This is a genomic window from Salinicola acroporae, from assembly GCF_003206615.1.
Lineage (GTDB): Bacteria > Pseudomonadota > Gammaproteobacteria > Pseudomonadales > Halomonadaceae > Salinicola > Salinicola acroporae.
Genome location: NZ_PZJW01000012.1, coordinates 1 through 24,327, shown reverse-complemented (window position 1 = coordinate 24,327; position 24,327 = coordinate 1). Strand labels below are relative to the sequence as shown.

Genomic DNA, 24,327 nt, shown 5'->3' with positions numbered 1-24,327 from the left:
TGATCTTTTCCCGAGTCAGGGCTCGAGTACGGGGTCTGTTGGCCTCAGGCGCCGCCCAACTGCTGGCGGTAAAAGGCAGCACGTGCCGAATCCCCCTGGGCGCTGGCGATCTCGCTGGCCAGGCGCAGGCTATCGGCGTTGGTGCCAGCCACGGTGAAATAACGCTGCAGGCGTTCCCAGGCGCGTTCGTCGTTACCCTGCGTATGATCGATGCGAGCCAGAGCCAGCAGGCTACGTGCGTCTCGCGCATCAATATCGAGCGCGCGCTCGTAATACTGGCGAGCCGCAGTCGCATCGCCGCTGGCCATCTCGCACTGGCCCAGATTCGCAAAGAGCTGGGCTCGGTTGGTATAGGTGATATCGTCGCTGGCGACGCGCAACTGCTCGCATGCCTTGGCGTACTCGCCGCGCTGATACAGCAGCGCGGCGTAGTTGTTACGGATGCGCGTGGCCTTGGGGTCGGCCCCCAGTGCCTGCTGGAAGAACCGGTCCGCCAGGTCGAGATCATTCTGGCGCTGGTAGAGCAATGCCAGTCCCTCCAGCGCGCCGCTGTCCCGGGGGTCCAGATTCAGCGCATGCTCCAGAGCCTGCTGCGCTCGCGGCATGTTGCCTTCGGCGAGATAGGCCTTGCCGAGTCTCGTATAGGCCGCCGCCGCCTCTTCCGGGCTGTCCTGCCTGGGCCCGTTCGACGACACCGCGGTGGCGCAACCGCCCAATAGACACACCAGCCCCAGCGCGATACATAGCGGCCGTATCGAAAAGGGACGAGATTGGCGAGTCATTCACGGCTCTCCCACGTTTACGGGACGGCGATAATCCGAAGGTCGAATCCCGAGCAACTGATAACAAAGCGGTTTTGGGGCTCCCATCAAAGCGCCGGACCGGAGCGAAGTCAAGGCGACGCCCGCTCGACGCCAGACCGATTGGCGGGCGCCCGGTCGTCTCCGGCGAGCTGGACTTGCCGCTGAGCGCGGCAATTCAGTCGGCGTCCAACTGGATCGACTGGATATAGCGCTCGTGGCGCTTGGTGCGATCCTTGACCTTGCCCACCAACTGACCGCATGCCGCATCGATGTCGTCGCCGCGGGTCGTGCGTACCATCGCGGTATGGCCGAGCTCGTAGAGCCAGCTCTGGAAGCGCATGACCTGATTGCGGGATGGCTTCTCGTACCCCGAATGGGGGAACGGGTTGAAAGGAATGAGGTTGATCTTGCACGGCAGTTCGTCGAGCAGTGCGACGAGCTCCTGCGCATGGACCTGCTGATCGTTGACGTCCTTGATCAGGGTGTACTCGATCGTAATGTGACGTGCGTCGCCGCACTTGGCGAGATAGCGCTGACACGAATCGAGCAGCTTGCGAATGTTGTACTTGCGATTGAGCGGTACCAGCTCGTTGCGCAGTTCGTCGTTGGCCGCGTGCAGCGAAATGGCGAGGCTCACGTCGATGTCGTCGCCCAGCTTATCGATCATCGGTACCACGCCGGAGGTGGAGAGCGTCACCCGGCGCTTGGACAGACCGTAGGCGTTGTCGTCGAGCATCAGCTTCATCGACGGTACCACGTTGTCGTAATTGAGCAGCGGCTCGCCCATCCCCATCATCACCACGTTGGTGATGGCACGTCGTCCATCTGGCGCGCTCATGCGGCCGCCGGCTCGCTGCTGGGCGACCCACACCTGGCCGATGATCTCGGCGCTGGTCAGGTTGCGCTGGAAGCCCTGCTTGCCGGTGGAGCAGAAGCTGCAATCCAGCGAGCAGCCGACCTGCGACGACACGCAGAGCGTACGGCGCGTGCCGCTATCGGCCGGAATCAGCACGGTTTCGACATAGCTGCCATCCTCGACCTCGAGCACCCACTTGCGGGTGCCGTCGCTGGAGGTCCCTTCGTAGACCACGCTCGGCCCACGGATCTCGGCGTGTTCTTCCAGTCGGGCGCGTAGCGGCTTGGATAGGTTGGTCATCGACTCGAAGTCGTCGCAACCTTCCTGATGGATCCACTTCATGACCTGGGCGGCGCGAAACTTCTTCTCGCCCAGAGAGACGAAGAACGCCTCCATCTGCTCGCGAGAGAGCCCCAGGAGATTGGTGCGGGGGATGGCGGTAGCAGCGCTCATAGCAACGGAATCGGCTCGAGAGTGGCGGGGTGTCCGGAGACAGGGGTGACCGACCGGCGGGAGAGGCCGGTCGGTCGACGAATCAGCCGCGCGGGCAGAGTTCGCCATCCTGGAAGAAATAGCGGATCTCGCGTGCGGCGGACTCCGGTGCATCGGAACCGTGCGCGGCGTTGGCATCGATGGACGATGCGAAGTCGGCGCGAATGGTACCCGGTGCGGCTTCCTTCGGGTTGGTAGCGCCCATCAGCTCGCGGTTCTTGGCGATCGCGCCCTCGCCTTCGAGGACCTGGACCATCACCGGGCCGGAGGTCATGAAGCCGACCAGGTCGGCGAAGAAGCCCCGCTCCTTGTGCTCGGCGTAGAAGCCTTCGGCCTGCTCCTTGGAGAGATGCAGCATCTTGGCGCCGACGATCTGCAGGCCGGCTTTCTCGAATCGGCTGTAGATGTCGCCGATCACGTTCTTGGCAACGGCATCGGGCTTGATGATGGAAAGCGTACGCTCGGTGGCCATGACTTCGGTCTCCTGGCTGTGGTGAATCGATCGCGATCATCGCGAACGAAAAAAGGGGTGAAGATGCGAGACGACGCGCCTCCAACCGATCGTGTCGTTAGATGGCGCGCCGTCCGAAATCGTCGCTGGCCGGGGTGGCGGCTGCCTGCGGGTACCGCACGCCGGCCGAAAAATCGCGCCATTGTAGCGCAAGCCCGCGGCCTACGCATCCCGGCCGTTACAGCGCCGGGGGCTCGGCAACAGGGGGGCGGGGGAGGTCAGACATTGAAGCTTTCGCCACAGCCGCATTCGTCGGTCACATTGGGATTGTTGAAGCGGAAGAAGCGATTGAGTCCTTCACTGACGTAGTCGACCTCGGTGCCGTCGAGGATCGCCAGCGCGTCCTTGTCCACCAGCACCTTGACGCCGCGCTCCTCGAACGCGACATCTCCGTCGCGCAGGTCGTCGGCGATGTCGAGCACGTAGCTGTAGCCGGAGCAGCCGCTCGGCTTGACCGCCACCCGCAGCCCCAGGCCGCTGCCACGCTCCTCTAGGACGTGACGGATCTGGGTGGCGGCGGATTCACTAATGGTGATGTTCTGCATGCTATCTCTCCTGGCCGGACGGGAGTGGCACTGGCGCCACTCCCCTAGCGATGATTCAGGGCGGCGGATTGCGACGGTTGACGCAACCCGCTCAAGGCACGGCGTATATCGGCCACGGCCGCATCGATCTCGTCGAGGGTGGTGAAGCGGCCAAAGCTGAAGCGGATCGAGGCGAGCGCCTGGGTATGGGGCACGCCGATCCCCTTGAGCACGTAGGAGGGCTCCACGCTGGCCGAGTTGCAGGCCGACCCGGTGGATACGGCGAGCCCGCGCAGCGCCATCAGCAACGACTCACCATCGACCCCGTCGAAGGCGAGATTGACGATGTTGGGCACGGACCGATCCTGCGGCGAGTGGTTATGGATGCCGCCACAGTCGGCCAGCCCATCGAGGAACCGCCGACGCAGCGCACGGGCGTGCTCGCCGTCGGCACCGCCCTCGTCGCGAGCCAGCGCGAAGGCTTCGCCCATGCCCACGATCTGATGCGTGGGCAGGGTGCCGGAGCGCATCCCACGCTCGTGACCACCACCGTGGATCAGCGCCTCGATGCGCAGATCCGGGTCGCGGCGCACATAGAGGGCGCCGATGCCCTTGGGGCCGTAGGCCTTGTGCGCCGATAGCGACATCAGGTCGATCCCCATCGCGCCCACATCCAGCGACAGTCGGCCGGTGGCCTGGGCGGCGTCTACGTGAAAGCGCGCACCGAACTGGTGGGCAACGGCGGCCAGACCGGTGAGGTCGTTGACGCTACCCAATTCGTTGTTGACCGCCATCAGCGAGACCAGCACGGTGTCGTCGCGCATCGCCTCGCGCAGTTGTTCAGGCGTGATCTGGCCATCGTCTCCCGGGGGCAGCCAGGTGACCTCGAAGCCTTCCGTTTCCAGCGCGACCGCGGTATCCACGATCGCCTTGTGTTCGATGATCGAGGTGACCATGTGGCGACCGCGGCCGCGGTTGGCCCGCATGAAACCGGTCAGTGCCAGATTGTCCGCCTCGGTGGCGCCGGAGGTCCAGACGATCTCTCGCGGGTCCGCCGCGATCAGGTCGGCGACCTGGCGGCGGGCGTTTTCCACCGCCTGTTCGGCCAGCCATCCGGGCATGTGGCTACGCGACGCCGGGTTGGCGTAGACCCCGTCCAGCGTCAGATGACGCATCATCTGCTCGGCCACCCTCGGGTCGGTAGGGGTGGTGGCGGCGTAATCGAGATAAATCGGAGCGCTCATGGCACGGAAGATCTCTGGCTATCGGTCGAAATGAAGTCGGGCACGCTACGCCGAAGTGTAGTCGCTGGATGACCTGACTAGCGCGACGACACGGCAATCGTGGCGACGTCGTCGGCGAAGGCGCTCACCTCGGGTTCGGGGCGAGTGGCGCTGCGAGCCTGTTCCCGGCGAACCAGCTCCTGCAGGCTGATGTCACTCAGGAAACGCTGGATCTCGTCCGACAGGTCGCACCACAGATGATGCGTGATGCACTTGCTGCCCTGATGGCAATCCGCCTGGCCTTGGCAGCGAGTGGCGTCCACCGACTCGTTGACCGCATCGATCACGCCCGCCACGGAGATATCCGCCGGGGCGCGACCCAGCAGGTAGCCGCCGCCCGGACCGCGCACGCTGCTGACGAGCTTGGCCCGTCGCAGACGGGCGAACAGCTGCTCCAGGTAGGAGAGCGAGATGTCCTGGCGCTTGGAGATGTCCGCCAGACATACCGGCCCCTGATCGGCATTGAGGGCCAGATCGAGCATGGCGGTCACGGCATAGCGGCCTTTGGTGGTCAAACGCATCGGCGGATATCGGCTGTCGCTGCATCGGTGCCGGCATTATGGAAAAACCCAGTAAGACGGTCAACCATTCAGGTGAGGGTGGCCGAGCACCGCGCGGCCACCGGATCGATCCTGGGCGCTGATGTCAGTCGCGGTCGCGCAGGCGCTTGTCGATCGTACCGAGGATGCCGCGCAGGATGTTCATCTCCATCGAATCGAGGTGGGCGCGAAGGAACAGCCGGCGCAGGCGTGCCATCAACTGGCGGGGATTGTCCGGGTCGTGAAACTCGATCGCCGTCAGCGTGCGCTCGAGATGGACGAAGAAGCGCTCGAGATCGGCGTGGGTCGCCGGCGGGTTGTCCCACGCGACGCCGAAGGGCTGATCCGTCTCGCTGGCCGACGGCGGGGCGGCCTCCTCGGTGGCCAGATAGGCCTGGCGGCATTCGTAGGCGAGCACCTGCACGGCTGCGGCCAGGTTCAACGAGCTGAAATCGGGGTTGGTCGGGATGTGCACGTGCTGATGGCAGCGCTGCAGCTCGGCGTTGGTGAGGCCGGTATCCTCGCGACCGAAGACCAGCGCGAGACGGGCGCCATCGGGGGCCAGCACTTGCGGCAGACTCTCCGCCACGGCCCGTGGGCTGACCATCGGCCAGGGTAGATGGCGCGAGCGCGCACTGGCGCCGACCACCAGGGTGCAGTCGGCGACGGCGGCTTCGAGCGCGTCGAATTGTCGCGCGGCATCGACCAGGGTATTGGCGCCGGAGGCTCGCGAGTACGCCTCCTGATCCCTGGGGTCGCAACGGGGGGTGACCAGGGCAAGATCTTCGAGGCCCATGTTGCGCATGGCGCGTGCGGCGGCACCGATATTGCCGGGGTGGCTGGTACCAATGAGGACGATACGAATTCGGTCGAGCATAGGGAAGGCGGACATCAGGCAGTGTGGGCAACCGGGAAAACGCGCAGTCTAGCATGACTGGAGAGGCACGCTTCTGCTAGACTGCGCGGCGTTCTTTAACAGCTTCCGACACCCCAAGGCCAGATCCATGCATCCGATGGTTCAATATGCGCTGCGTGCCGCTCGCAGCGCCGCTGAGCAATTCGTTCGTATCCGTGACCGTCTCGAGGTCAACCATGACGAGCAGGCGACCGTCAGTCTGCTCGAGGACACGGCACGCAATGCGGAGACGCTGATCGTGCATCAGCTGACCCGTGGTTATCCGCAGCACGGTATTTCCGGACGCTATACCCCATATCGCGAGGGTAAGGGCGCCGACAAGGAGACCGTGTGGCACATCGAGCCGATCCACGGCGAGTCCAATCTCGGTGTGGCGAGTCGGCAGTTCGCGATTTCGATGGTGTGCCTGGTCAAGGGGCGTCCGGAACACGCGGTGATCGTATCGCCGTTCAGCGATGACGAGTTCCTGATCAGTCGCGGTCGCGGCGCCCAGGGCAACGGCAAGCGCCTGCGCGCTTCCAAGGCGGTTTCCGTCGCCGGTGCCAGGGTTGCGCTGGCCTGGCCGTCCCAGGAAGCCCGCTCGCACTGGTTGCCGCAATATCTCAACGTGGTCGAACGGCTCGGCCCGCAGCTCGATACCCTGACCGGCTCCGGCTGCGCCTTGCTCGACATGATCGAATTCGCTGCCGGCCGCGCCGACGCGGTATTCGTGCTCGGGCTCGAAGAGCAGGACCGCCTGGTCGGTTCGCTGATGCTGAAGGAGGCCGGTGCCTTGACAGGCGCCATCGACGGCTCGCCCAGCGTCGAGGATGGCGGCAGCCTGATGGCCGCCGGCCCGCGCCTCTACAAGGCGCTGGCACAGCAGTTGAAAGCGGGCGTCTGAGGCCCCTGGATGAGGCCTTTAGCGGGCCTCTAGAAAAAACACCCCGCCGGTTTTGCCGGCGGGGTGTTTTTGTTTGCAGCTCACGTTTTCAGGGCCTGTTCCTGGATGGCGTTTCTATGCTGCGCGGGAGCGGGGCGCCCTAGGGCGTCCCGGCGCTCAAATACGCTTGCCCAGATTCACGGACAGCGTGCTGGTGCGCGCATTATCGGGATCGACGCTGGCACCGACCTGGGTATCGACGCCCCAGAGCGTGGCACGGGCGCCGACGTTGACCTCGACGTAATCACGATCGAAGGTGAGCTTGGGGACGCGGTAGTCGCCCAACTGCGGCAGGCTCTGCAGGGTCGCCGCGACCCCCTCGCTCTCCTCGAACTCGTGGTTGTAGGTGAGCTGCAGGTAGGGGTTGAGCGTCGGCCCGTGGCGGCGGATCTGCCAGCCGACCCGGCCCACCAGCGAGTCGATGTCCTGGTCGGGATAGCTCAGCGAGGTCGACGCCTGGCCCTCTTCGTCATAGCCATCGAGCTTGACCCGCTGCCAGGTCACCCCGGCGATCGGCCCGGTGCGCACGTCGCCCTCGGGAATCGCGAAGGCGCTGAACTCGTAGCCGGCGTTGAGCGCGGCACTCAGGTTGCTGCCGTCCGGCGAGCCGCGGTGGTGGCGGGTCGCGCTGCCCAGCTGCACTTCGCGGTCGATATCGTAATCGAGCCAGCTGTAGCTCAACTGGGCGTTGACCCAGGCGCTCTCGGCATACCAGCCGGAGAAGAGACCGAGGGTCGTGTCCTTGCGCTGGAAGTCGCCGCGGCCGTCGCCGAAGTCGGCGTCCTGATCGCCGTAGCCGACGAACCCGCCCAGTACCAGCCCGTCTTGATACCAGTCCACCCCGAACAGCCCCGCCGGCATGCTGGCGTCATACAGATCGCCGGAGTCGAGCTGCTGATGCTCGGCGCGCAGATCGCCCCACCAGCGCAGGCCGTTGGCCAGCGGCACCGCATTAAGATGCTCGGCGACCCGGTTGGCCCGCGAGCGCCCGCTGAGCACCGCCGAGTGGGTCAGCAACTGCTGCTGTTGCGGGGCTTCTAGCAGCGAGATCACGTACTCGCCGATGATCCGGTGGGTGGCGGTGGTGGGGTGAACGTCGTCGGCGAACACATAGGTTTCGTCGGCGCCGGGGGCGACCAGGGTGTCTGGCGTGCACAGTGGCAGCGTTTGGGTACAGGCGCGGTCGGTGACATTGGTGAAGCCGTAGGCGGTGGGCTCGGCGACCACCTCCTGTAGCAAGCCGAAGGTATCCACCGGGATCACCTTGGCGCCGCTGGCGGCGACCGCGGCGTAGAGCGCGCTGTTGTACTGGCTCGCCAGCGCGGTGGCGCCCGCGCTGGTGGCGGGGTCGCCATTGAAGCGCGGCGTCAGGCCGAAGTCGGGAATGTTGAACAGCAGCACATGGCGCGCGCCGGCCCCTTCCAGCGTGGCGAGAATCCCGGCGGTGCCGGTGACCGCGGTGGTGATGGTGCTCTGGGCGTCGGCGCCCCCGACCACCGCGAACAGATCGTTGGCGCCACCCCATACGGCATAGAGGGCATCGCCATCGGCCACACCGCCGGTGCTGGCGAGGTAGGTCGCGACCTGCTCGCTGAGGGCGGGTGCCGCGCCGAACGGGGTCGCGGCCGGCGTGGTCACCCGGGCACCGCCGGCGGCGTAGTCGTTGCCGCCGACATTGCTGGGCTGGGCGTTGCCGGCGTAGTGGCCGGCGACGCGCTCGGCCCATACCGGCCCGGGGTTGGTGGTGAAGCGGCCGATGAAGGCCTGCTGGCTCGGCGTCAGCGAGAGCGCGCTGCCGATGGCGCCTCGATAGTAGCCGCTGTCGCTCAGGCTATCGCCGAAGAAGACGGTGTCGTCGAAGGTGTCATGGAAGCTGGAGGCGGCCAGGGCCGGGAGCGGCAGGGCGCTGGCCCCGACGATCACTCCCAGCGCCAGTTGCCGAGAGCGCGGCATTGGCATGGTATCGATCCCTTGTGAGCTGTTGTCATGGCTCGTCGGCACTGTCTGAGAAGGACTTCTCTCGCCCATGCGGCGTTAAAAATCGGCTCACTGAACAACGTTCAGAACGTCCGTAGGACGGCCCGAAGGGCGAGCAGAGCGCGTCATATGCTCATTGACACCCGTAAACTGGAGCGCCAGCCCGATCCGCTTTCGCCGATGTTTGCCTTGCCTTCGCTCGTCGATTTTTCAGACAGCACCTAGTACCGCATGCCGGCCCCGATGGCGGGGCGACGAGCGATTCTCAAACGAGCGTTTACGTTATGACACAGCGCCGCCGCCGCGGCTGTAAGAGAAAGGTCGCATGGCGTCTCGACCGACGCTCACGCCGGGCCAATCACGTGCTTGATCTCCACGTAGCTGGCGAGCCCCCAGGGGCCCAGCTCGCGGCCGATGCCGCTGCGCCCGAAGCCGCCCCAGCCGCCCTGGGGCAGCACCCGCTGCTCGCTGTTGAGCCATACGCTGCCGGCGCGCAGCGCCCGAGCCACGCCACGCACACGGTCGAGGTCGCCACCAATTACGGTAGCGGCGAGACCGAAGTCACTGGCGTTGGCCAGCGCGATCGCCTCGGCGTCGCTGGCCACGCCGCGCGCGCACAGCACCGGGCCGAAGATCTCCTCCTGCCACAGACGGCTAGTCACCGGCACGTCGCGGTACAGGGTGGGGGCGACGAACTCGCCCTGGGGCGGTAGCTGGCGGTGGCTGGCATCGCGCACCGCGACCAACCCCTCGCTGACGGCGAGGGCGAGATAGGCTTCCACCCGCTCGCGCTGCCGGGCGCTGGTCATCGGCCCCATGTCGGTCCCGGCGGCAAGCGGGTCGCCCAGGCACAGGGCATCGATCCGCTGGGCGAGCGCTGCGTAGAGCGCCTCGGCCAGGCTATGGTGCACCAGCAGCCGCGAGGTGGCCGAGCAGATCTGGCCGCTGTTGAAGAAGATCCCTCCCATCACCCAGTCGGCGGCGCTGTCGACATCGGCATCGTCGAGCACCAGGATCGGTGACTTGCCGCCGAGCTCCAGCGAGACCCCGCGGCTGCCGCTGGCGGCGGCGCGCATCACCGTCTCGCCCACTGCATTGCTGCCGGTGAACGAGAGCTTGTCGATACCGGGGTGGGCGCTCAGCGGAGCGCCGATGCCTTCGCCGTCGCCCAGCAGCAGATTGAATACCCCGGGTGGCAGATCGATCTCTTCGGCGATCTCGGCCAGGGCCAGCTCCGGCAGCGGCACCACCTCCGAGGGCTTGAACACCACGCAGCAGCCGGCGGCGAGGGCGGGGGCGATCTTCCAGGCGCTGGTCACCAGCGGGAAGTTCCACGGCGTGATCAGGCCCACCACGCCGGCCGGCTCTTCATAGACGCGGGCATCGATATCCGCGGCGGGTTCCACCGGGCGCCCCTGGCGCGCTTCCAGAGCGTGCGCCTGGGCGGCGTAATAGCGATAGCAGGCCACGGCGTCATCGAGGTCGATATGGGTCTCGGCCAGGGCCTTGCCGTTGTTGCGTGCCGAGAGCCGGGTCAGCGTCTCTCTGCGGGTCTCCAGGGCGGTGGCCAGGGCCTCGAGATAGGCCGCGCGGCACGCTCCGCCGAGGGCATGCCAGGCCGGCTGGGCGTCGCGGGCCGCGTTCACCGCGGCATCGACGTCGGTGGCTGCGCCAGCGGTGATCTCGGCCAGCGGGCACTGCTGGTAGGGGTCGCTCACCGTCAGTCGGCGCGTGGCGGCGCTCTGCTGCCAGCGGTTGGCGATGAACTGTAGCGTCAGTCGTTGCATGGAAGCGGCTCCGAAGCGGGTTCAGGCGTCGATCAGGGCGTGGCAGCGCTGCCCCGGGAAGCAGGGGACGTGGCCGTCTGCCACGCCGCGGCATCGATCTCGAGCAGCCGTGGGGCCGTGCAGGGTGTGGCTAGAGCCTCTGCCAGCGCCGCCGGGCTAGATATGCGTTCGGCGGCACAGCCGAAGGCATGCGCCAGCGGCAGGAACGCCGGTGCCGCGGGGTCGACGCCGAGCGGGGCAATGCCGGCGTGGGTCATGGCCTGGCGGATCTCCGCATAGCCGGCGTTGTGCCACAGCACCAGGGTGAGCGGCAGCGCCAGCTCCACTGCCGTGGCCAGCTCTGCCAGGGTGAACATCACGCCGCCATCGCCGACCAGCGCCACCACCGGGCGCTCGGGGCAGGCCAGCGCCGCGCCGATGGCCGCTGGCAGGCCGTAGCCGAGCGTGCCGTAGCCGGTGGAGGCATTGAACCAGCTGCGCGTTGCGTCGCGTTGGGCCAGATGGTTGCCGGCGTAGACCGGCGCGGTGGAGTCACCGACCAGCACGGCGTCGCGGCGGTACTGGTCCAGGGCATCGAACAGCGGCACGAAGGGGGCGAAATCTGGCCGGGTGGCCAGCGCCAGCGCTGCCTTCAGCTCAGCCACGCGGGCGGCCGCTTCATGCGCTCCCGGCGTCAGCCGTGGCAGCAGGTCGCGCATCGCCGCGCCGGCCTCGGCCACGATGCCCAGCGCCGGCAGGTGGTTGCCGCACAGCTGGCGCGGGTTGATGTCGATGCGGATCAGCCGTTCGGGGAGCGTGAAGCCGCCATCGAAGGTGACGTCGTAGTCGGTTTCGCCCAGCTCGGTGCCGATCGCCAGCACCACGTCGGCCTCGGCCACCAGCGCGCGCACCTCGGGCCAGGTGGCGTTGGCGCCGAGATCGAGCGGGTGCCCTCGCCCCATTACGCCGCGGGCATTGATGGTGGTCAGGGTGGGGGCATCCAGGCGCTCGGCCAGGGCCCGCGCCGCCGCCGGGTCGGCGATCGCACCGCCGCCCAGCAGCAGCAGCGGGCGTCGGGCGGCGCCGAGCCACGCCGCCGCCTGGTCGAGTGCCGCCGTCGCGGCCTGGGGTGGGTGGCAGCGCCCGGGCAGCGGCAGCTCGGCGTCGAGCGGGGCATCGAGCAGGTCGCGCGGGATCTCGATGTGCACCGGCCCCGGCCGCCCGGTGTGCAGCATCGTCCAGGCCCGCGTCAGCACCCGCGGCAGATTGGCCGGGTCGAGCAGGGTATGGCTGAACAGGCTGACCCCGCTCAGGGTCTGCTGCTGCGATGGCAGCTCGTGAAGCCGGCCTTCGCCCATGCCCAGCTCGGCGCGGCGGTTGACGCTGGAGATCACCAGCATGGGCACGCTGTCGGCGAGTGCCTGGCCCATCGCCGTGGCGATGTTGGTCATCCCCGGGCCGGTGATGATGAAGCAGGCCGCCGGGCGTCCGCTGGCGCGGGCATAGCCATCGGCCATGAAGCCCGCGCCCTGCTCGTGACGCGGGGTGACGTGGCGCAGCCGGCTGCCCTCGAGCCCACGATAGAGTTCGATGGTGTGGACGCCCGGAATGCCGAAGACGGTATCGATGCCGAGCGCTTCCAGCGCCCGCACCAGCCAGTGTGCCACGCTCATGCGCTCTGCTCCGGCTGGGTCTCTGCGGCCACGGGGCGGCTGCGATCCGGGCGCAGCAGGCTGACCACGATGAAGCTCGCCAGGCTCGCGGCCAGTCCGGCGTAGATCGGCGAGTTGGCCAGCAGGCCATCCTTGAGCATGAACACGATCACCCCCAGCGAGCCGGCCGCCATCGCCGCGATGGCGCCGCTGTTGGATGCCCGGCGCCAGTAGAGCGCGCCCAGGATCGGCACCAGCATGCCGCCGACCAGCAGGTTGTAGGCGATGGTCAGGGCGCCGATCACGTCATCCACCAGCAGCGCGATGACGATGGTGACCAGCCCCATGAGCAGCGTCCACAGGCGGTAGCTCGAGACCCGCTCGCTCTGCCGGCCACCACGCAGCGCCGGCAGCAGGTCGCGGGTCATCAGGGTCGAGGCGGCCAGCATGCCGGCGCTGGCGGTGGACATCATCGCGGCCATCGCGGCGGCCACGATCAGCCCGCGCAGTCCATCCGGCAGCGCCAGCTGGGCGATCGCGGCAAAGGCATTGTTGGGATCGGCGAGATCGGGCAGGAGCACGCTGGCGGCCACGCCCACCAACGCGCCGATGGCACCGTAGATCAGGCAGTAGACCCCCGCGGCGGTACCGGCGAAGCGGGCCACCCGGGTCGAGCGTGCGGTGAACACCCGCTGCCAGATGTCCTGGCCGATCAGGATGCCCAGGAAATAGATGACGAAGTAGGTGACGATGGTGGACCAGCCGATCCCAGTGAGCGAGAAGTGCCCCGGTGCGGCGCTGGCGACCAGCGTGTCCCAGCCGCCGGCGTAGTGCACCGTCAGCGGCAGCATCAGGCCGATCATGCCCACGGTCATGATCACGAACTGGACGATGTCGGTGAGCGTCAGCGACCACATGCCGCCGAGGGTGGAGTAGATCACCACGATGGTGCCGCCGATCACCACGCCGACCCAGGAGGGCAGCGCGAACAGCACCGTCACCAGGGTGCCGATGGCGATGGTCGACGTGACCGCGATCATCAGGTCATAGGCGAGCATCACCGCCGAGCTGACGCTCTTGGCCGCCGGCGTGTAGCGGCGCTCGAGCAGCTGGGTGATGGTGTAGAGCTTGAGCTTGGCCAGCGGCTTGGCCAGGACCAGGCTGAGCACGATCAGGCCCAGGCCCAGGGCGCCGCACAGCCACAGCCCGGAGAGGCCGTAGACGTAGCCCAGCTTGATCGTGCCCACGGTGGAGGCGCCGCCGAGCACCACCGCGGAGAGCGTGCCCAGATAGAGCCCCGGGCCCAGGCGGCGGCCCGCCACCAGATAGTCGTCGCTGCTGCGGGCGCGTTTCATGCCCCAGCAGCCGAGAAGCAGCATGCCCGCCGCGTAGAACGCGACGACGAGAAGATCCAGCATCATGATGTTCTACCTTGCCGCCGTGCCGGCGGCGATAGTTGTTGTTGAAGGTGGTTGTGAAAGTTTGCTGCAAACGGTCGTCGTGAACTGTCGCCGGCGACCGGGCGCCGGGCGCCGGTCGGCGTCAGCGGCGCTTCACGCCGGGCAGCACGCAGAGCATCTCGAACAGCAGATTGGCGGCGACCACCGCGGTCTGGCCGTGGGCATCGTAGGGCGGCGAGACCTCGACCAGGTCGCAGCCGACGATATCCAGGTCGTGGCAGCCGCGGATAATCTCCAGCGCCTGAGGGATGGTCAGCCCGCCGATCTCGACGGTGCCGGTGCCCGGGGCGTAGGCGGGGTCGAGGCTGTCGATGTCGAAGCTCAGATAGACCGGGCCGCCGCCCACCTTTTCGCGAATCTCTGCCATCAGCGGTGTCAGGCTCTGGTGCCAGCACGCTTCCGCGGGCACTACCTGGAAGCCCTGCTCGCGACCCCAGTCGAACTCGTCGGCGGCATAGCCGGTGCCGCGCAGGCCGATCTGGGCCACGCGCTGGGTATCCAGCAGCCCCTCTTCCACCGCACGCCGGAAGGGGGTGCCGTGGGCGATCTGCTCGCCGAACATCTGATCGTTGACGTCGGCGTGGGCATCGACATGGATCAGCCCCACCGGACCGTGCTTCTTGGCCATGGCACGCAGGATCGGCAGGGCGATGGTGTGATCGCCGCCCAGGGTCAGCGGGATGACGTCGTGGCCGAGCAGCTCGTGGTAGAAGCGCTCGATGATGCCGACGCTCTTCTTGAGATCGAAGGTATTGATCGGCACATCGCCGATGTCCGCCACCTGCAGGCTCTCGAAGGGCGCGGCGCGGGTCGCCATGTTGAACGGCCGCAGCATGCGCGACTCGTCGCGAATCTGGCGCGGCCCGAAGCGGGTGCCGGGACGATTGGAGGTGCCGATGTCCAGCGGGATACCGACGAAGCAGGCATCGAGACCGGCAGCGCTTTGCTGGGTCGGCAGCCGCATCATGGTCGCCGGGCCGCCGAAGCGGGGCATCTCGTTACCGCCCAGTGGCTGGTTGAGCGGGGCGCGATCCGTAGGCTGGTGGGGCATACCATCTCCTGGGTTGTGATTGTCGAGGGATCGATAATCACCACGCATAAAGCGTGCCAACCTTAACCTATTGATTCTGCTTGTCTGTCTCTATGGATTGATGCGTTTTTGTATCGATAGCTTGTTGTCGACGATTCAGTAATGTATCAATAATGCAAATTAGAATCGGAGACGACGATGTCCGATGCCCAAGCGGATCGCGCCACCCTGAGCGCCATGCTCCAGACCGCCCAGGACCATCTGTTCGTGGTCGATGCCGAGGGGCGAATCCTCGATGTCAGCCCCGGGGCCGCAACGGTCTATGGCATGCCGCGGGAGGCGCTGTGCGCGACCACCGTGCAGGCGCTGCAGGCCAGCGGCGTGCTCTCGCCCTCGGTGTCGCTCGAGGTGATCCGCACCGGCCAGCCGGCGCAGCTGATGCAGCGCACCGGCACCGGCCGTCAGGTGATCGCAGAGGCGCATCCGGTCTATGTCGGCGGGCGCCTGGTGCGGGTCATCAGCCGCTCGCGGGATCTCACCGATCTGCGCTTGCTGCAGGATGAGTACGCGCTGCTCCAGCAGCGCTTCACCGAGCATCTCAAACGTCATCACGAGGCGCCGACGGAGACCCCGAGCAAGGCCGGCGAGCTGGTGGTCAAGAGCCGCGTGATGCGCGAGATCACCCAACTGCTCAAGCGCAGCGCGCCGACCGACGCCACGGTGCTGATGCTGGGGGAATCGGGGGTGGGCAAGACCGCCTTCGCGCGCCAGCTGCACCGCTGGAGTCGGCGCTGCGATGGCGCCTTTGTCGATGTCAACTGTGCGGCGATCCCCGAGTCGCTGTTCGAGTCGGAGATGTTCGGCTACCAGCCCGGCGCCTTCAGTGGCGCGGCGCGACAGGGCAAGGCGGGGCTGCTGGAGCAGGCGCACAACGGCACTCTGTTCCTCGACGAGATCGGTGAGCTGCCGCTGACCATGCAATCCAAGCTGCTCAAGGTGATTCAGGATGGTTCGCTCACTCGGCTCGGCGACACCCGCTCGCGGCGGGTCGACTTCCGGCTGGTGGTGGCGACCAACCGTGATCTGGCGCGGCAGGTGGAGGAGGGCGCCTTCCGGCTCGATCTCTACTACCGGCTCAACGTGATCCCGGTGACCTTGCCGCCGCTGCGCGAGCGCCGCGAGGAGATCCGCGGGCTGGCGGAGCGCCAGTTGGAACGGCTCAATCGCCGCTACGGCGATGACAAGATGCTCCACCCGCGGGCCTGGGCCGAGCTGATGAGCGCCGAGTGGCCAGGCAACGTGCGCGAGCTGGAGAACTGGCTGGAGCGCGCCTGGCTGGCGGCGGAGAGCAGCGTGATCGGTGGGCCGGCTGGCGGCGAGACGGGCAGTGTCGGGGCGCCGCCGTCGCTGCTTCCTGCGGACTCGGCGAGCGGGGCGCTACTGGCCGAGGGCGAAGGGCTGAAAGCCGCGTTGGCGGCCCACGAGCAGCACATTCTGGCTCAGCTCGCCCAGACCCACGGCTCCACCTACGCGCTGGCCGAGCGTCTGGGTATCAGCCAGCCCAGCGTGGTGCGCAAGCTGAAGCGCCATGCCATCGTCCTGGGGCGCGATCACTCCGATCGCTGACCGGTATAACGCGCGATCAGTCGCGGATTGCCATAGCCCCAGCGCTCGGCTTCCGACGGGGCGTTCGGCGCCTCGTCGTCGTGCAGCCATTCGCGCCAGCTGGCGACCAGCAGCGCCATCAGCACCGGCCCCACGAACAGCCCCACCAGCCCCATGGTCTTCACGCCGCCCACCAGACCGAAGAAGGTGGGCAGGAAGGGCAGCTTGATCGGCCCGCCGACCAACCGCGGGCGCAGTGTCTTGTCGACGATGAACAGCTCGATCGCCCCCCACAGGAACAGCCCGATACCGTTGATCATGTGGCCGGTGGCGACGAGATAGAGCGAGACCAGCGTGAACGTCAATGGCGCGCCACCCGGCACCAGCGCCATGAAGGCGGTGATCACCCCGAGCACCACTGGCGACTGCACCCCGGCGATCCAGTAGGCGGTACCCAGCACCACACCCTCGCCGAGGGCGATCAGGCCCATGCCGACCACGGTCGAGCTGATGGTTGCCGGTACCACCCGCGAGAAGCGTTGCCAGCGCGCCGGCAGGATGCGCTCGCCGACAATATCGAGCTGGCGTGCCATGCCCACGCCGTCGCGGTAGAGAAAGAACAGCGTGATCAGCATGAACAGCAGGGTGAGCGCGAGATGCACTGCATTGCTGCCGAGCGCCAGCACCCAGCGCGAGATATTGCCGATGTGCTCGCCACCCACCAGTTGGAGATAGGACTCCAGCGCGTGCGGCTCGGCCAGATAGGTTTGCCACTGCTCGTGCACCCAATTGCCGATTCCCGGCAGTTCGGCGGCCCAGGCAGGCACCGGGATGCCTTGCTGGTTGGCGACCAGCAGCCAGCCGATCCAGCCCTTGAGTTCCTGGAAGGCGTAAGTGCAGGCCATCACGATGGGGATCACCAGGCACAGGATGATCAGCACCAGGGCGATGCCCGCGGCCAGGGTGCGGCGCTGGCCGCAGCGCGCCAGCAGCCAGCGGTAGAGCGGCCAGCTGGCGACACAGATGATCAGTGCGGCGAGCACCGGAATCAGGAAATCGATGAAGAAATAGACGCCGGCGATCAGCACCAGCACCAGCAGCCAGCGGGCGACGCTGGAATCGGCAAAGATAGGAGCCATGGGTCTCCCTGATGGCAAGCGTGGAAGGCGACTCATCATACCCCAGCTCGGCGCCTTGGGGGCGAGTCCCGAGCGCGCTGACGCGGCGCCGAGAATGACGCGGGGGAGGAGGCCGCCGTGCCCGGGAAGACGACAATGAAAAAGGCCTCTCCGGGGAGAGGCCTTGGGTCCAGCAGAGGTCCCGGCGCGGCTCAGGGCAGCTCTTCTTCGCCTTCGACGTTCTCCTTCTTCGCCGGGATCAGGTCCTGGCGCTCCAGCTTGAACACGATCAGCAGCGCTGCCGCCACATAGACCGAGGAGAAGGTGCCGGCCACGATCCCCAAAATCAGCGAGATCGAGAAGTTGTGGATCATGTCACCGCCGAGGAAGAACAACGCGAACAGCACCAGCAAGGTGGTGCCCGAGGTCGCCAGGGTGCGTGACAGGGTCTGGTTGATCGCTTCGTTGAAGATCTGCGCCATGTCGTCGCTGCGCGAGAGCCGGATGTTCTCACGGATTCGGTCGTAGACGATGATGGTGTCGTTCAGCGAGTAGCCGATGACCGCCATGATCCCGGCCAGCACGGTGAGGTCGAATTCCCACTGGAACAGCGCGAACAGGCCCAGCACGATCAGCACGTCGTGACCCAGCGAGATGAGCGCGCACAGCGCGAACTTGTACTGGAAGCGGAAGGCGACGTAGACCGCGACGCCAGCCATGGCCACCAGCATGCCCAGTCCGCTCTGGTCGCGCAGCTGATCACCGACCTGGGCGCCGACGAACTCGGCCCGGACCAGCTCGAGCTGGGCACCGCCACTGCTCAGCGCAGAGACGACCTGATTGCCGACATCGTTGCTGAAGGTCTGCTGCAGTCGTACCAGAATCTCGTCGGTGGCGCCGAAAGTCTGGACCGAAAAGTTCTCGAACCCGCTATTGGCCAGCAGGGTACGGATATCGTCCAGCGACGGCACCGTGGCGTAGTGGAGCTCCACCACCGTGCCGCCGGTAAAGTCCAGACCCAGGTTGAGGTTGAGCAGCACGAGGGCACCGATCGAGACGATCGTCAGCACGATCGAGACGATGAAGGCGATGCGGCGTTTGCCCATGAAATCGAATTGGCGCATGGCTCGCGTCTCCTAGATCCAGAGTTTCTTCACCGGCTTGCCGCCGATGGAGAGGTTGACGAGGGCACGCGACACCACGATGCCGGTGAACATCGACGTGAGTATCCCGAGTGACAGTGTCACGGCGAAGCCCTTGATTGGCCCTGTGCCGATGGAGAACAGCACCACCGCGACCAGCAGCGTGGTCAGGTTGGCGTCGACGATCGAGGTGAAGGCGCGACCGTAGCCAGCATGAATCGCCTGCTGCGCGGGCGTCTTGCGTCTGAGCTCCTCGCGTATGCGTTCGTAGATCAGCACGTTGGCATCTACCGCCATACCCAGCGTCAGCACGATACCGGCGATACCGGGCAGCGTCAGGGTCGCGCCGAGCAGCGACATGGCCGCGATCAGCAGCACCAGGTTGACCGCCAACGCTGCGTTGGCGATCACGCCGAACGCCTTGTAGCGAATCAGCATGAAGGCGATGACGAGCAGCCCACCGACGATTACCGAGAAGATACCGCGCTGGATATTCTGCGCGCCCAGGCTGGGGCCGATGGTGCGCTCCTGCACGAAGTAGATCGGCGCGGCGAGGGAGCCCGAGCGCAGCAGCAGCGCCAACTCGCTGGCCTCGGTGGGGGAGTCGAGGCCGGTGATGCGGAAGCGGTTGCTCAGCGCGCTCTGCACGGTTGCCAGGCTGATGATGCTGCGGCTGGTCGTCGGGATACGCTCCTCGACCTGCTCTCCATCCCGGGTGACCGTGCGAGTCTCCGTGCTGTGGTCGATGTACAGCACCGCCATGTTGCGGCCGATGTTGGTGCGGGTGGCCTGGTTCATCAGCGAGCCGCCGGTGCCATCCAGATTGATGTTGACCTGCGGGCGGCCGTTCTGGTCGAAGCCCTGGCTGGCGCTGGAGACCCGGTCACCGGTGATGATCACGTCGCGCGACAGGGTGGCGGTGCGCTGCGGATCGTTGCGGAACGGGAAGGACTCCGTCTCGGAGTCCGGCGCATCGGGACGGGCCTCGAGGCGAAACTCCAGATTCGCCGTGGCCCCCACGATGCGTTTGGCCTCGGCGGTGTCCTGCACGCCCGGCAGTTCGACCACGATACGGCTCGGGCCCTGGCGCTGTACCAGCGGCTCGGAGACGCCGAGTTCGTTGACACGATTACGGATCGTGGTCAGGTTCTGCTGGACCGCGTAATCCTGAATGTCCTTGATCGCCTGCTCGGTCAGCGTCATGTCGAGGAATGCCCGGCGTCCCTCGTCACGGTTTTCCAGCTGGAATTCGTTGAATGTCTGGCTGATCTGGTCGCGCGCGGCGTCGCGATCTTCGGCATTGGCGAATTCCAGATGCAGGGCGTTGTCGTCGACGTCGGTGGAGCGGTAGCGAATGCGCTGATCGCGGAGATCGGCGCGAATCGCGCTGGCCGTGGCTTTCAGGCGCTGCTCGACGGCCGCCTCCATGTCGACTTCGAGCAGGAAGTGCACCCCGCCACGAAGGTCGAGACCGAGTTTCATCGGCGTCGCCGAAAGGCTGGTCAGCCACGATGGCGTGGAGTCCGCCAGATTGAGCGCCACGGTGTAGTCGTTATCGAGTAGGTTGTCGACCACGTCGCGAGCGGGAAGCTGCTGTTCGGCATCAGTCAGCCGAATCAGGGCAGTGTTGTTGCCTGTCATCGCTGCCGACTTGACCTGGATATCATCGTCGGACAGTGCTTGGGTGACACGGTCGAGCTGCTGACTGCCCAGAGAACCGTTGGTGGTGCTGATCTGGACGGCGGGATCCTGTGGGTAAAGATTGGGTAACGCGTAGATGACGCCAACCACACAGACAATGAGTATCAGCAGATACTTCCACAGGGGGTAACGATTGAGCATGGAAGCCCTGTCCTTTCAATCAATGACGATCGAGGCGATGACCGTCGTGCGAAGAGTGTCGCGGAAAGAGACGGCTGCCGACGGAAGCGTCGGCAGCCAGGAGAGTTACAGCGACTTCAGCGTGCCCTTGGGAAGAACGGAGGCTACCGCGCTCTTCTGGACGCTGACGACAGTGCCCTCGGCGATCTCCATGCTGATGAAATCGTCCGTCACATTGGTGATGCGGCCGAGCAGCCCGCCACCGATGACGATTTCGTCACCCTTGGACAGGTTGTTGACCAGCTTCTTGTGCTCCTTCGCGCGCTTGGACTGCGGACGCCACAGCAGGAAGTAGAAGATCAACACGAAGCCGACCAGCATGATGATCTGGGCAATACCACCGCCGGCAGGGCCGCCCGCATCCTGGGCGTGAGCCGCAGGGATGAAAAAGTCCAGCATGGATGTTTCTCCGAAGGTTGTGTGAGAAAAGGTCGTGTAATGAAACGGGTTACTTGGGTGAGACTGACGAACGGCAGGCCGTCGATGTGCCGGTCCGGATCGCGTCAATCGACCCTGGGCGGCTCGGGCAGTCCGCGTCGCCGGTAGAATTGTGCTACGAAGTCGGCCAATGTACCCGCTTCGATAGCCCCGCGCAAACCCGCCATCAGGCGCTGGTAATAGCGCAGATTATGAATCGTATTGAGCATCGATCCGAGCATTTCCCCGCAGCGATCGAGGTGGTGGAGATAGCCGCGCGAGAAGTGCTGGCAGGTGTAACAGTCACAATCTGCTTCCAGCGGATGGGTGTCGTGGCGATGGCTGGCGTTACGAATCTTGACGGTCCCGTCGGCGGTAAAGAGATGCCCGTTGCGGGCGTTGCGGGTCGGCATCACGCAATCGAACATGTCGATCCCGCGCCGCACGCCTTCGACCAGATCCTCGGGTTTGCCCACGCCCATCAGGTAGCGGGGCTTATCCTCCGGCATCCAGGTCGGCAGGTAATCCAGCACGCCGATCATCTCTTCCTTGGGCTCGCCCACCGAGAGACCGCCAATCGCCAGTCCGTCAAAGCCGATCTCGAGAAGCCCCTCCAGCGAGCGCTTGCGCAGTTCCGGGTACATGCCGCCCTGGACAATGCCGAACAGCGCCGAGGGCGAGTCGTCGTGAGCCTCGCGCGAGCGCTTGGCCCAGCGCAGCGACAGCTCCATCGACTTCCTGGCCTCGGCTTCCGTGGCCGGATAGGGCGTGCACTCGTCGAAGATCATCACGATGTCAGAGCCCAGCGAGCGCTGCACGGCCATCGACTCCTCCGGTCCCATGAACACCTTGGCACCGTCCACCGGTGAGCGGAAGTGCACGCCTTGCTCGGTGATCTTGCGTGTCGCGCCCAGCGAGAACACCTGGAAGCCGCCGGAGTCGGTCAGGATCGGCTTGTGCCATTGGGAGAAGTCGTGCAGATCACCATGGCCTTCGACCACTTCGGTGCCGGGGCGCAGCCAGAGGTGGAAGGTATTGCCGAGAATGATCTCGGCGCCGATCGCTTCGACATCCTTGGGTGTCATGCCCTTGACCGTGCCGTAAGTGCCCACCGGCATGAAGGCGGGCGTCTCCACCGTGCCACGTGGGAAGGTCAAGCGACCCCGGCGGGCGCGGCCTTCCTGCGCCAGCCGCTCGAATTTCATGAAGCATTCGTCTCGCATCGTATCTCTCTTTTTTCAACGCGACCGAAGCCGCGCGCAAAGCGTTTGTCCACTGCCGATAGGGTCACGCCGGGATGCGCCCGTAGCCGCGCATCAGGCTGTATGCGGGGCCATGCGAAGCGTGCTCGGGTCAATCGGGGCGACGGGTCAGATACATCGCATCGCCATAGCTGAAAAAACGGTACTGCTTGGCGACGGCTTCCCGATAGGCGCGCATCACGGTGTCGTAGCCGGCGAAGGAGGAGACCAGCATCAACAGTGTCGATTCCGGCAAATGAAAATTGGTGACCAGGGCATCCACGCAGCGCCAGCGATAGCCTGGGTAGATGAAGATATCGGTCTCGCCGCGATAGGGCGCCAGGCGCCCATCTTCCTGACTGGCGCTCTCCAGGCAGCGAACGCTGGTGGTGCCGATGGCGACGACCTTGTTGCCTACGGCGTGGGCGCGATTGACTCGCTCGCAGACGGCAGCGTCGACCTCCAGCCATTCGCTGTGCATATGGTGCTGGCGGATATCATCGACGCGCACCGGCTGGAAGGTACCGGCGCCAACGTGAAGGGTGACGAAAGTCGTCTCGATGCCCTTGGCGCGCAGCGCCTCCATCATCGCCTCGTCGAAGTGCAGGCCGGCAGTGGGGGCAGCAACAGCGCCCTCGCGGCGGGCGTAGACGGTCTGATAACGCTCGCGGTCGGCCAGCTCGTCCTCACGGGTGATGTAAGGCGGGAGCGGCATGTGGCCGTGCTGCTCGAGCAGGGCGATCAGCGGTGTCTCGCCCAGGAAGCGCAGTTCGAACAGGGCGTCCTGGCGAGCCTCGACGACAGCACGAATGTCACCTTCGAAGATCAGTTCGGTACCCGGCTTGGGCGACTTGCTGGCGCGCAGGTGCGCCAGACCGCGATGGGCATCCAGGGGGCGCTCCAGCAACATCTCGACCTTGCCGCCGCTGGCCTTGTGGCCGAACAGCCGCGCCGGAATCACGCGGGTATCGTTGAACACCACCACGTCGCCTGGCTCGAGTCGGGAAAGCAGGTCAGTGAAACGAGCATGGTCCAGCGCGCCGGATTCACCATCGACGCACAATAGCCGACAGTCGGTACGCTGTTCGGAGGGGTAGCGAGCGATCAGCTCGTCGGGCAGATCAAAATGAAAATCGGCGCGCTGCATGGCGTAGGTCGCGTATCGGTGGAGTCTGGATGGGCGGGTGGCGTCTGAAAGGGCGCCATCATAAAGCACGCGGCCGATTAAGTCAGCGTGATGATTGACGCCGGGCCGGGCGTCCGTATAATGCGTCTCCGCTGCCGGCGTGGCGGAATTGGTAGACGCAGCGGATTCAAAATCCGCCGCTGGAGACAGTGTGTCGGTTCGAGTCCGACCGCCGGCACCATCCGAAAAATCAGTATTTCAGCGTTACCTCTTCTCCTCTCTTTTTCTCTCCATATTGGTACTTGATCGCAGAATGCCGCACCCAGGCTCGGCGGGTTCACGCCGATATCGGCCAGCCCCTGCGGCGGCCATTGGGAAGCGTCGATCATCCCCTCGTCCGATGCCCCGTCGTGGTCCGCGATGCAGTGGGAGCCGCTGAACGGGCAGGACCGGTAAAACCCTTGGGCAAAAAAAAGGCCCAACGGGTTTCACGAGACAGCGTGAACCTATGGGCCGGAAAAGATCGCTTTTTTGATGGCGACCATGAACACGATTGCCGTCGAGAGGTGGGCTCGCGCCCTGACCCGTGGCGGTGCATGGCGCCATTGTCGCTGTTTTGCGTCAGAATGGGTAAGTAAGAAATGCAAACAAATGTTATTTTCCTTGGTGTTCAAAATGAGCACGGAGGGGCGATGTTGGCGTGTCTCAACGGGGCGTCGTGGCCAGTGCTTTTCGTGAGCTGTGGCCAATAATTCGAGAAAACCCGCGAACGCCAGGCGATAGCAGGAGCATCGTTGGCACCGCGGGTTAAAGTACTTTGACGTTCTGAAGCGGGATACGGTTGGAGTCACCCTGGGTTCATGGTCGCTATATAGGGTCAGTTATTGGCATCGTCGGCCGTTTCTGTTTGCTTTTCTTTGTATCCCGTCAACGAAAATATGGCCTAGCCGGAGGCATGTCAACTGGGCGTTGTCCTCAGCCATTCGGGCCAGTGGCAGGCTGTTTTGCCGATTCCCTGCCTCTGCCGTCCCGCGGATCCAACCGTGATAGTGATCTTACCCAGCAA

At 65.7% G+C, this 24,327-nt stretch carries 20 protein-coding genes and 1 tRNA gene; 3 read left to right on the top strand and 18 right to left on the bottom strand.

Annotated elements, in window-relative coordinates; genetic code table 11:
* Positions 1-44: 44 nt before the first annotated feature.
* The 7 genes from pilW to DOM54_RS16625 form a co-directional block, all read right to left on the bottom strand.
* Positions 45-782: a type IV pilus biogenesis/stability protein PilW gene (pilW, locus tag DOM54_RS16655; RefSeq protein WP_110717404.1), complete on the bottom strand. Its 738-nt coding sequence runs from the start codon at positions 780-782 to the stop codon at positions 45-47.
* 196 nt (positions 783-978) lie between these two features.
* Positions 979-2,112: a dual-specificity RNA methyltransferase RlmN gene (gene rlmN / locus DOM54_RS16650; protein ID WP_110717403.1), complete on the bottom strand. Its 1,134-nt coding sequence runs from the start codon at positions 2,110-2,112 to the stop codon at positions 979-981.
* Between the two features lie 82 nt (positions 2,113-2,194).
* The gene (gene ndk, locus DOM54_RS16645; protein WP_110717402.1) at positions 2,195-2,623 is read right to left on the bottom strand and encodes a nucleoside-diphosphate kinase; all 429 of its coding nucleotides are present in this window, start codon (positions 2,621-2,623) and stop codon (positions 2,195-2,197) included.
* A gap of 257 nt (positions 2,624-2,880) precedes the next feature.
* A complete protein-coding gene (locus DOM54_RS16640; RefSeq protein ID WP_110598471.1) occupies positions 2,881-3,207 on the bottom strand; it encodes a HesB/IscA family protein in 327 nt (108 codons plus the stop codon).
* A 44-nt stretch (positions 3,208-3,251) separates the two neighbouring features.
* Positions 3,252-4,430, bottom strand: a complete 1,179-nt coding sequence (locus DOM54_RS16635; RefSeq protein WP_110717400.1) for an aminotransferase class V-fold PLP-dependent enzyme — start codon at positions 4,428-4,430, stop codon at positions 3,252-3,254.
* A 77-nt stretch (positions 4,431-4,507) separates the two neighbouring features.
* Positions 4,508-4,990: a Fe-S cluster assembly transcriptional regulator IscR gene (iscR, locus tag DOM54_RS16630; protein WP_110717399.1), complete on the bottom strand. Its 483-nt coding sequence runs from the start codon at positions 4,988-4,990 to the stop codon at positions 4,508-4,510.
* Positions 4,991-5,114: 124 nt separating this feature from the next.
* Positions 5,115-5,885, bottom strand: a complete 771-nt coding sequence (locus DOM54_RS16625; RefSeq protein WP_110717397.1) for an RNA methyltransferase — start codon at positions 5,883-5,885, stop codon at positions 5,115-5,117.
* Positions 5,886-6,012: 127 nt separating this feature from the next.
* Here DOM54_RS16625 and DOM54_RS16620 point away from each other — a divergent pair, with 127 nt between their 5' ends.
* Positions 6,013-6,807 (top strand): inositol monophosphatase family protein, encoded by a 795-nt coding sequence (locus tag DOM54_RS16620; RefSeq protein ID WP_110717396.1) that lies wholly within the window; start codon positions 6,013-6,015, stop codon positions 6,805-6,807.
* A gap of 156 nt (positions 6,808-6,963) precedes the next feature.
* Here DOM54_RS16620 and DOM54_RS16615 read toward each other — a convergent pair whose 3' ends face one another.
* The 5 genes from DOM54_RS16615 to speB form a co-directional block, all read right to left on the bottom strand.
* The gene (locus DOM54_RS16615) at positions 6,964-8,805 is read right to left on the bottom strand and encodes an autotransporter domain-containing protein (protein ID WP_206019131.1); all 1,842 of its coding nucleotides are present in this window, start codon (positions 8,803-8,805) and stop codon (positions 6,964-6,966) included.
* Positions 8,806-9,167: 362 nt separating this feature from the next.
* On the bottom strand, positions 9,168-10,610 hold the full coding sequence (locus DOM54_RS16610) for an aldehyde dehydrogenase family protein (RefSeq protein ID WP_110717393.1): 1,443 nt from the start codon (positions 10,608-10,610) through the stop codon (positions 9,168-9,170).
* A 32-nt stretch (positions 10,611-10,642) separates the two neighbouring features.
* Positions 10,643-12,262, bottom strand: coding sequence for a 5-guanidino-2-oxopentanoate decarboxylase (locus DOM54_RS16605; RefSeq protein WP_110717392.1), 1,620 nt, complete (start codon positions 12,260-12,262; stop codon positions 10,643-10,645).
* Positions 12,259-13,662, bottom strand: a complete 1,404-nt coding sequence (locus tag DOM54_RS16600; protein WP_110717391.1) for a sodium:solute symporter family protein — start codon at positions 13,660-13,662, stop codon at positions 12,259-12,261. Before DOM54_RS16600 ends, DOM54_RS16605 begins: the two co-directional genes overlap by 4 nt.
* A 121-nt stretch (positions 13,663-13,783) precedes the next feature.
* The gene (gene speB, locus DOM54_RS16595) at positions 13,784-14,752 is read right to left on the bottom strand and encodes an agmatinase (protein ID WP_110717390.1); all 969 of its coding nucleotides are present in this window, start codon (positions 14,750-14,752) and stop codon (positions 13,784-13,786) included.
* A gap of 177 nt (positions 14,753-14,929) precedes the next feature.
* Here speB and DOM54_RS16590 point away from each other — a divergent pair, with 177 nt between their 5' ends.
* Positions 14,930-16,357, top strand: coding sequence for a sigma-54 interaction domain-containing protein (locus tag DOM54_RS16590; RefSeq protein ID WP_110717388.1), 1,428 nt, complete (start codon positions 14,930-14,932; stop codon positions 16,355-16,357).
* Here DOM54_RS16590 and DOM54_RS16585 read toward each other — a convergent pair.
* From DOM54_RS16585 to queA, 6 genes are all read right to left on the bottom strand, one after another.
* Positions 16,342-17,475: an AI-2E family transporter gene (locus DOM54_RS16585; RefSeq protein WP_110717387.1), complete on the bottom strand. Its 1,134-nt coding sequence runs from the start codon at positions 17,473-17,475 to the stop codon at positions 16,342-16,344. The two genes, DOM54_RS16590 and DOM54_RS16585, sit on opposite strands and share 16 nt — an antisense overlap.
* A gap of 191 nt (positions 17,476-17,666) precedes the next feature.
* On the bottom strand, positions 17,667-18,578 hold the full coding sequence (gene secF / locus DOM54_RS16580) for a protein translocase subunit SecF (RefSeq protein ID WP_110717385.1): 912 nt from the start codon (positions 18,576-18,578) through the stop codon (positions 17,667-17,669).
* A gap of 12 nt (positions 18,579-18,590) precedes the next feature.
* Positions 18,591-20,438, bottom strand: coding sequence for a protein translocase subunit SecD (gene secD / locus DOM54_RS16575; protein WP_110717384.1), 1,848 nt, complete (start codon positions 20,436-20,438; stop codon positions 18,591-18,593).
* Positions 20,439-20,543: 105 nt separating this feature from the next.
* Positions 20,544-20,876, bottom strand: a complete 333-nt coding sequence (gene yajC / locus DOM54_RS16570) for a preprotein translocase subunit YajC (protein WP_110598458.1) — start codon at positions 20,874-20,876, stop codon at positions 20,544-20,546.
* Between the two features lie 104 nt (positions 20,877-20,980).
* Positions 20,981-22,099, bottom strand: coding sequence for a tRNA guanosine(34) transglycosylase Tgt (gene tgt / locus DOM54_RS16565; RefSeq protein WP_110717640.1), 1,119 nt, complete (start codon positions 22,097-22,099; stop codon positions 20,981-20,983).
* Between the two features lie 148 nt (positions 22,100-22,247).
* Positions 22,248-23,282 carry a tRNA preQ1(34) S-adenosylmethionine ribosyltransferase-isomerase QueA gene (queA, locus tag DOM54_RS16560; RefSeq protein ID WP_110717382.1) on the bottom strand — a complete coding sequence of 345 codons (1,035 nt, stop codon included), beginning with the start codon at positions 23,280-23,282 and terminating at the stop codon, positions 22,248-22,250.
* 133 nt (positions 23,283-23,415) lie between these two features.
* Between queA and DOM54_RS16555 the strand changes: the two genes are divergently transcribed.
* Positions 23,416-23,502 (top strand) — tRNA-Leu (locus DOM54_RS16555).
* Positions 23,503-24,327 lie beyond the last annotated feature (825 nt).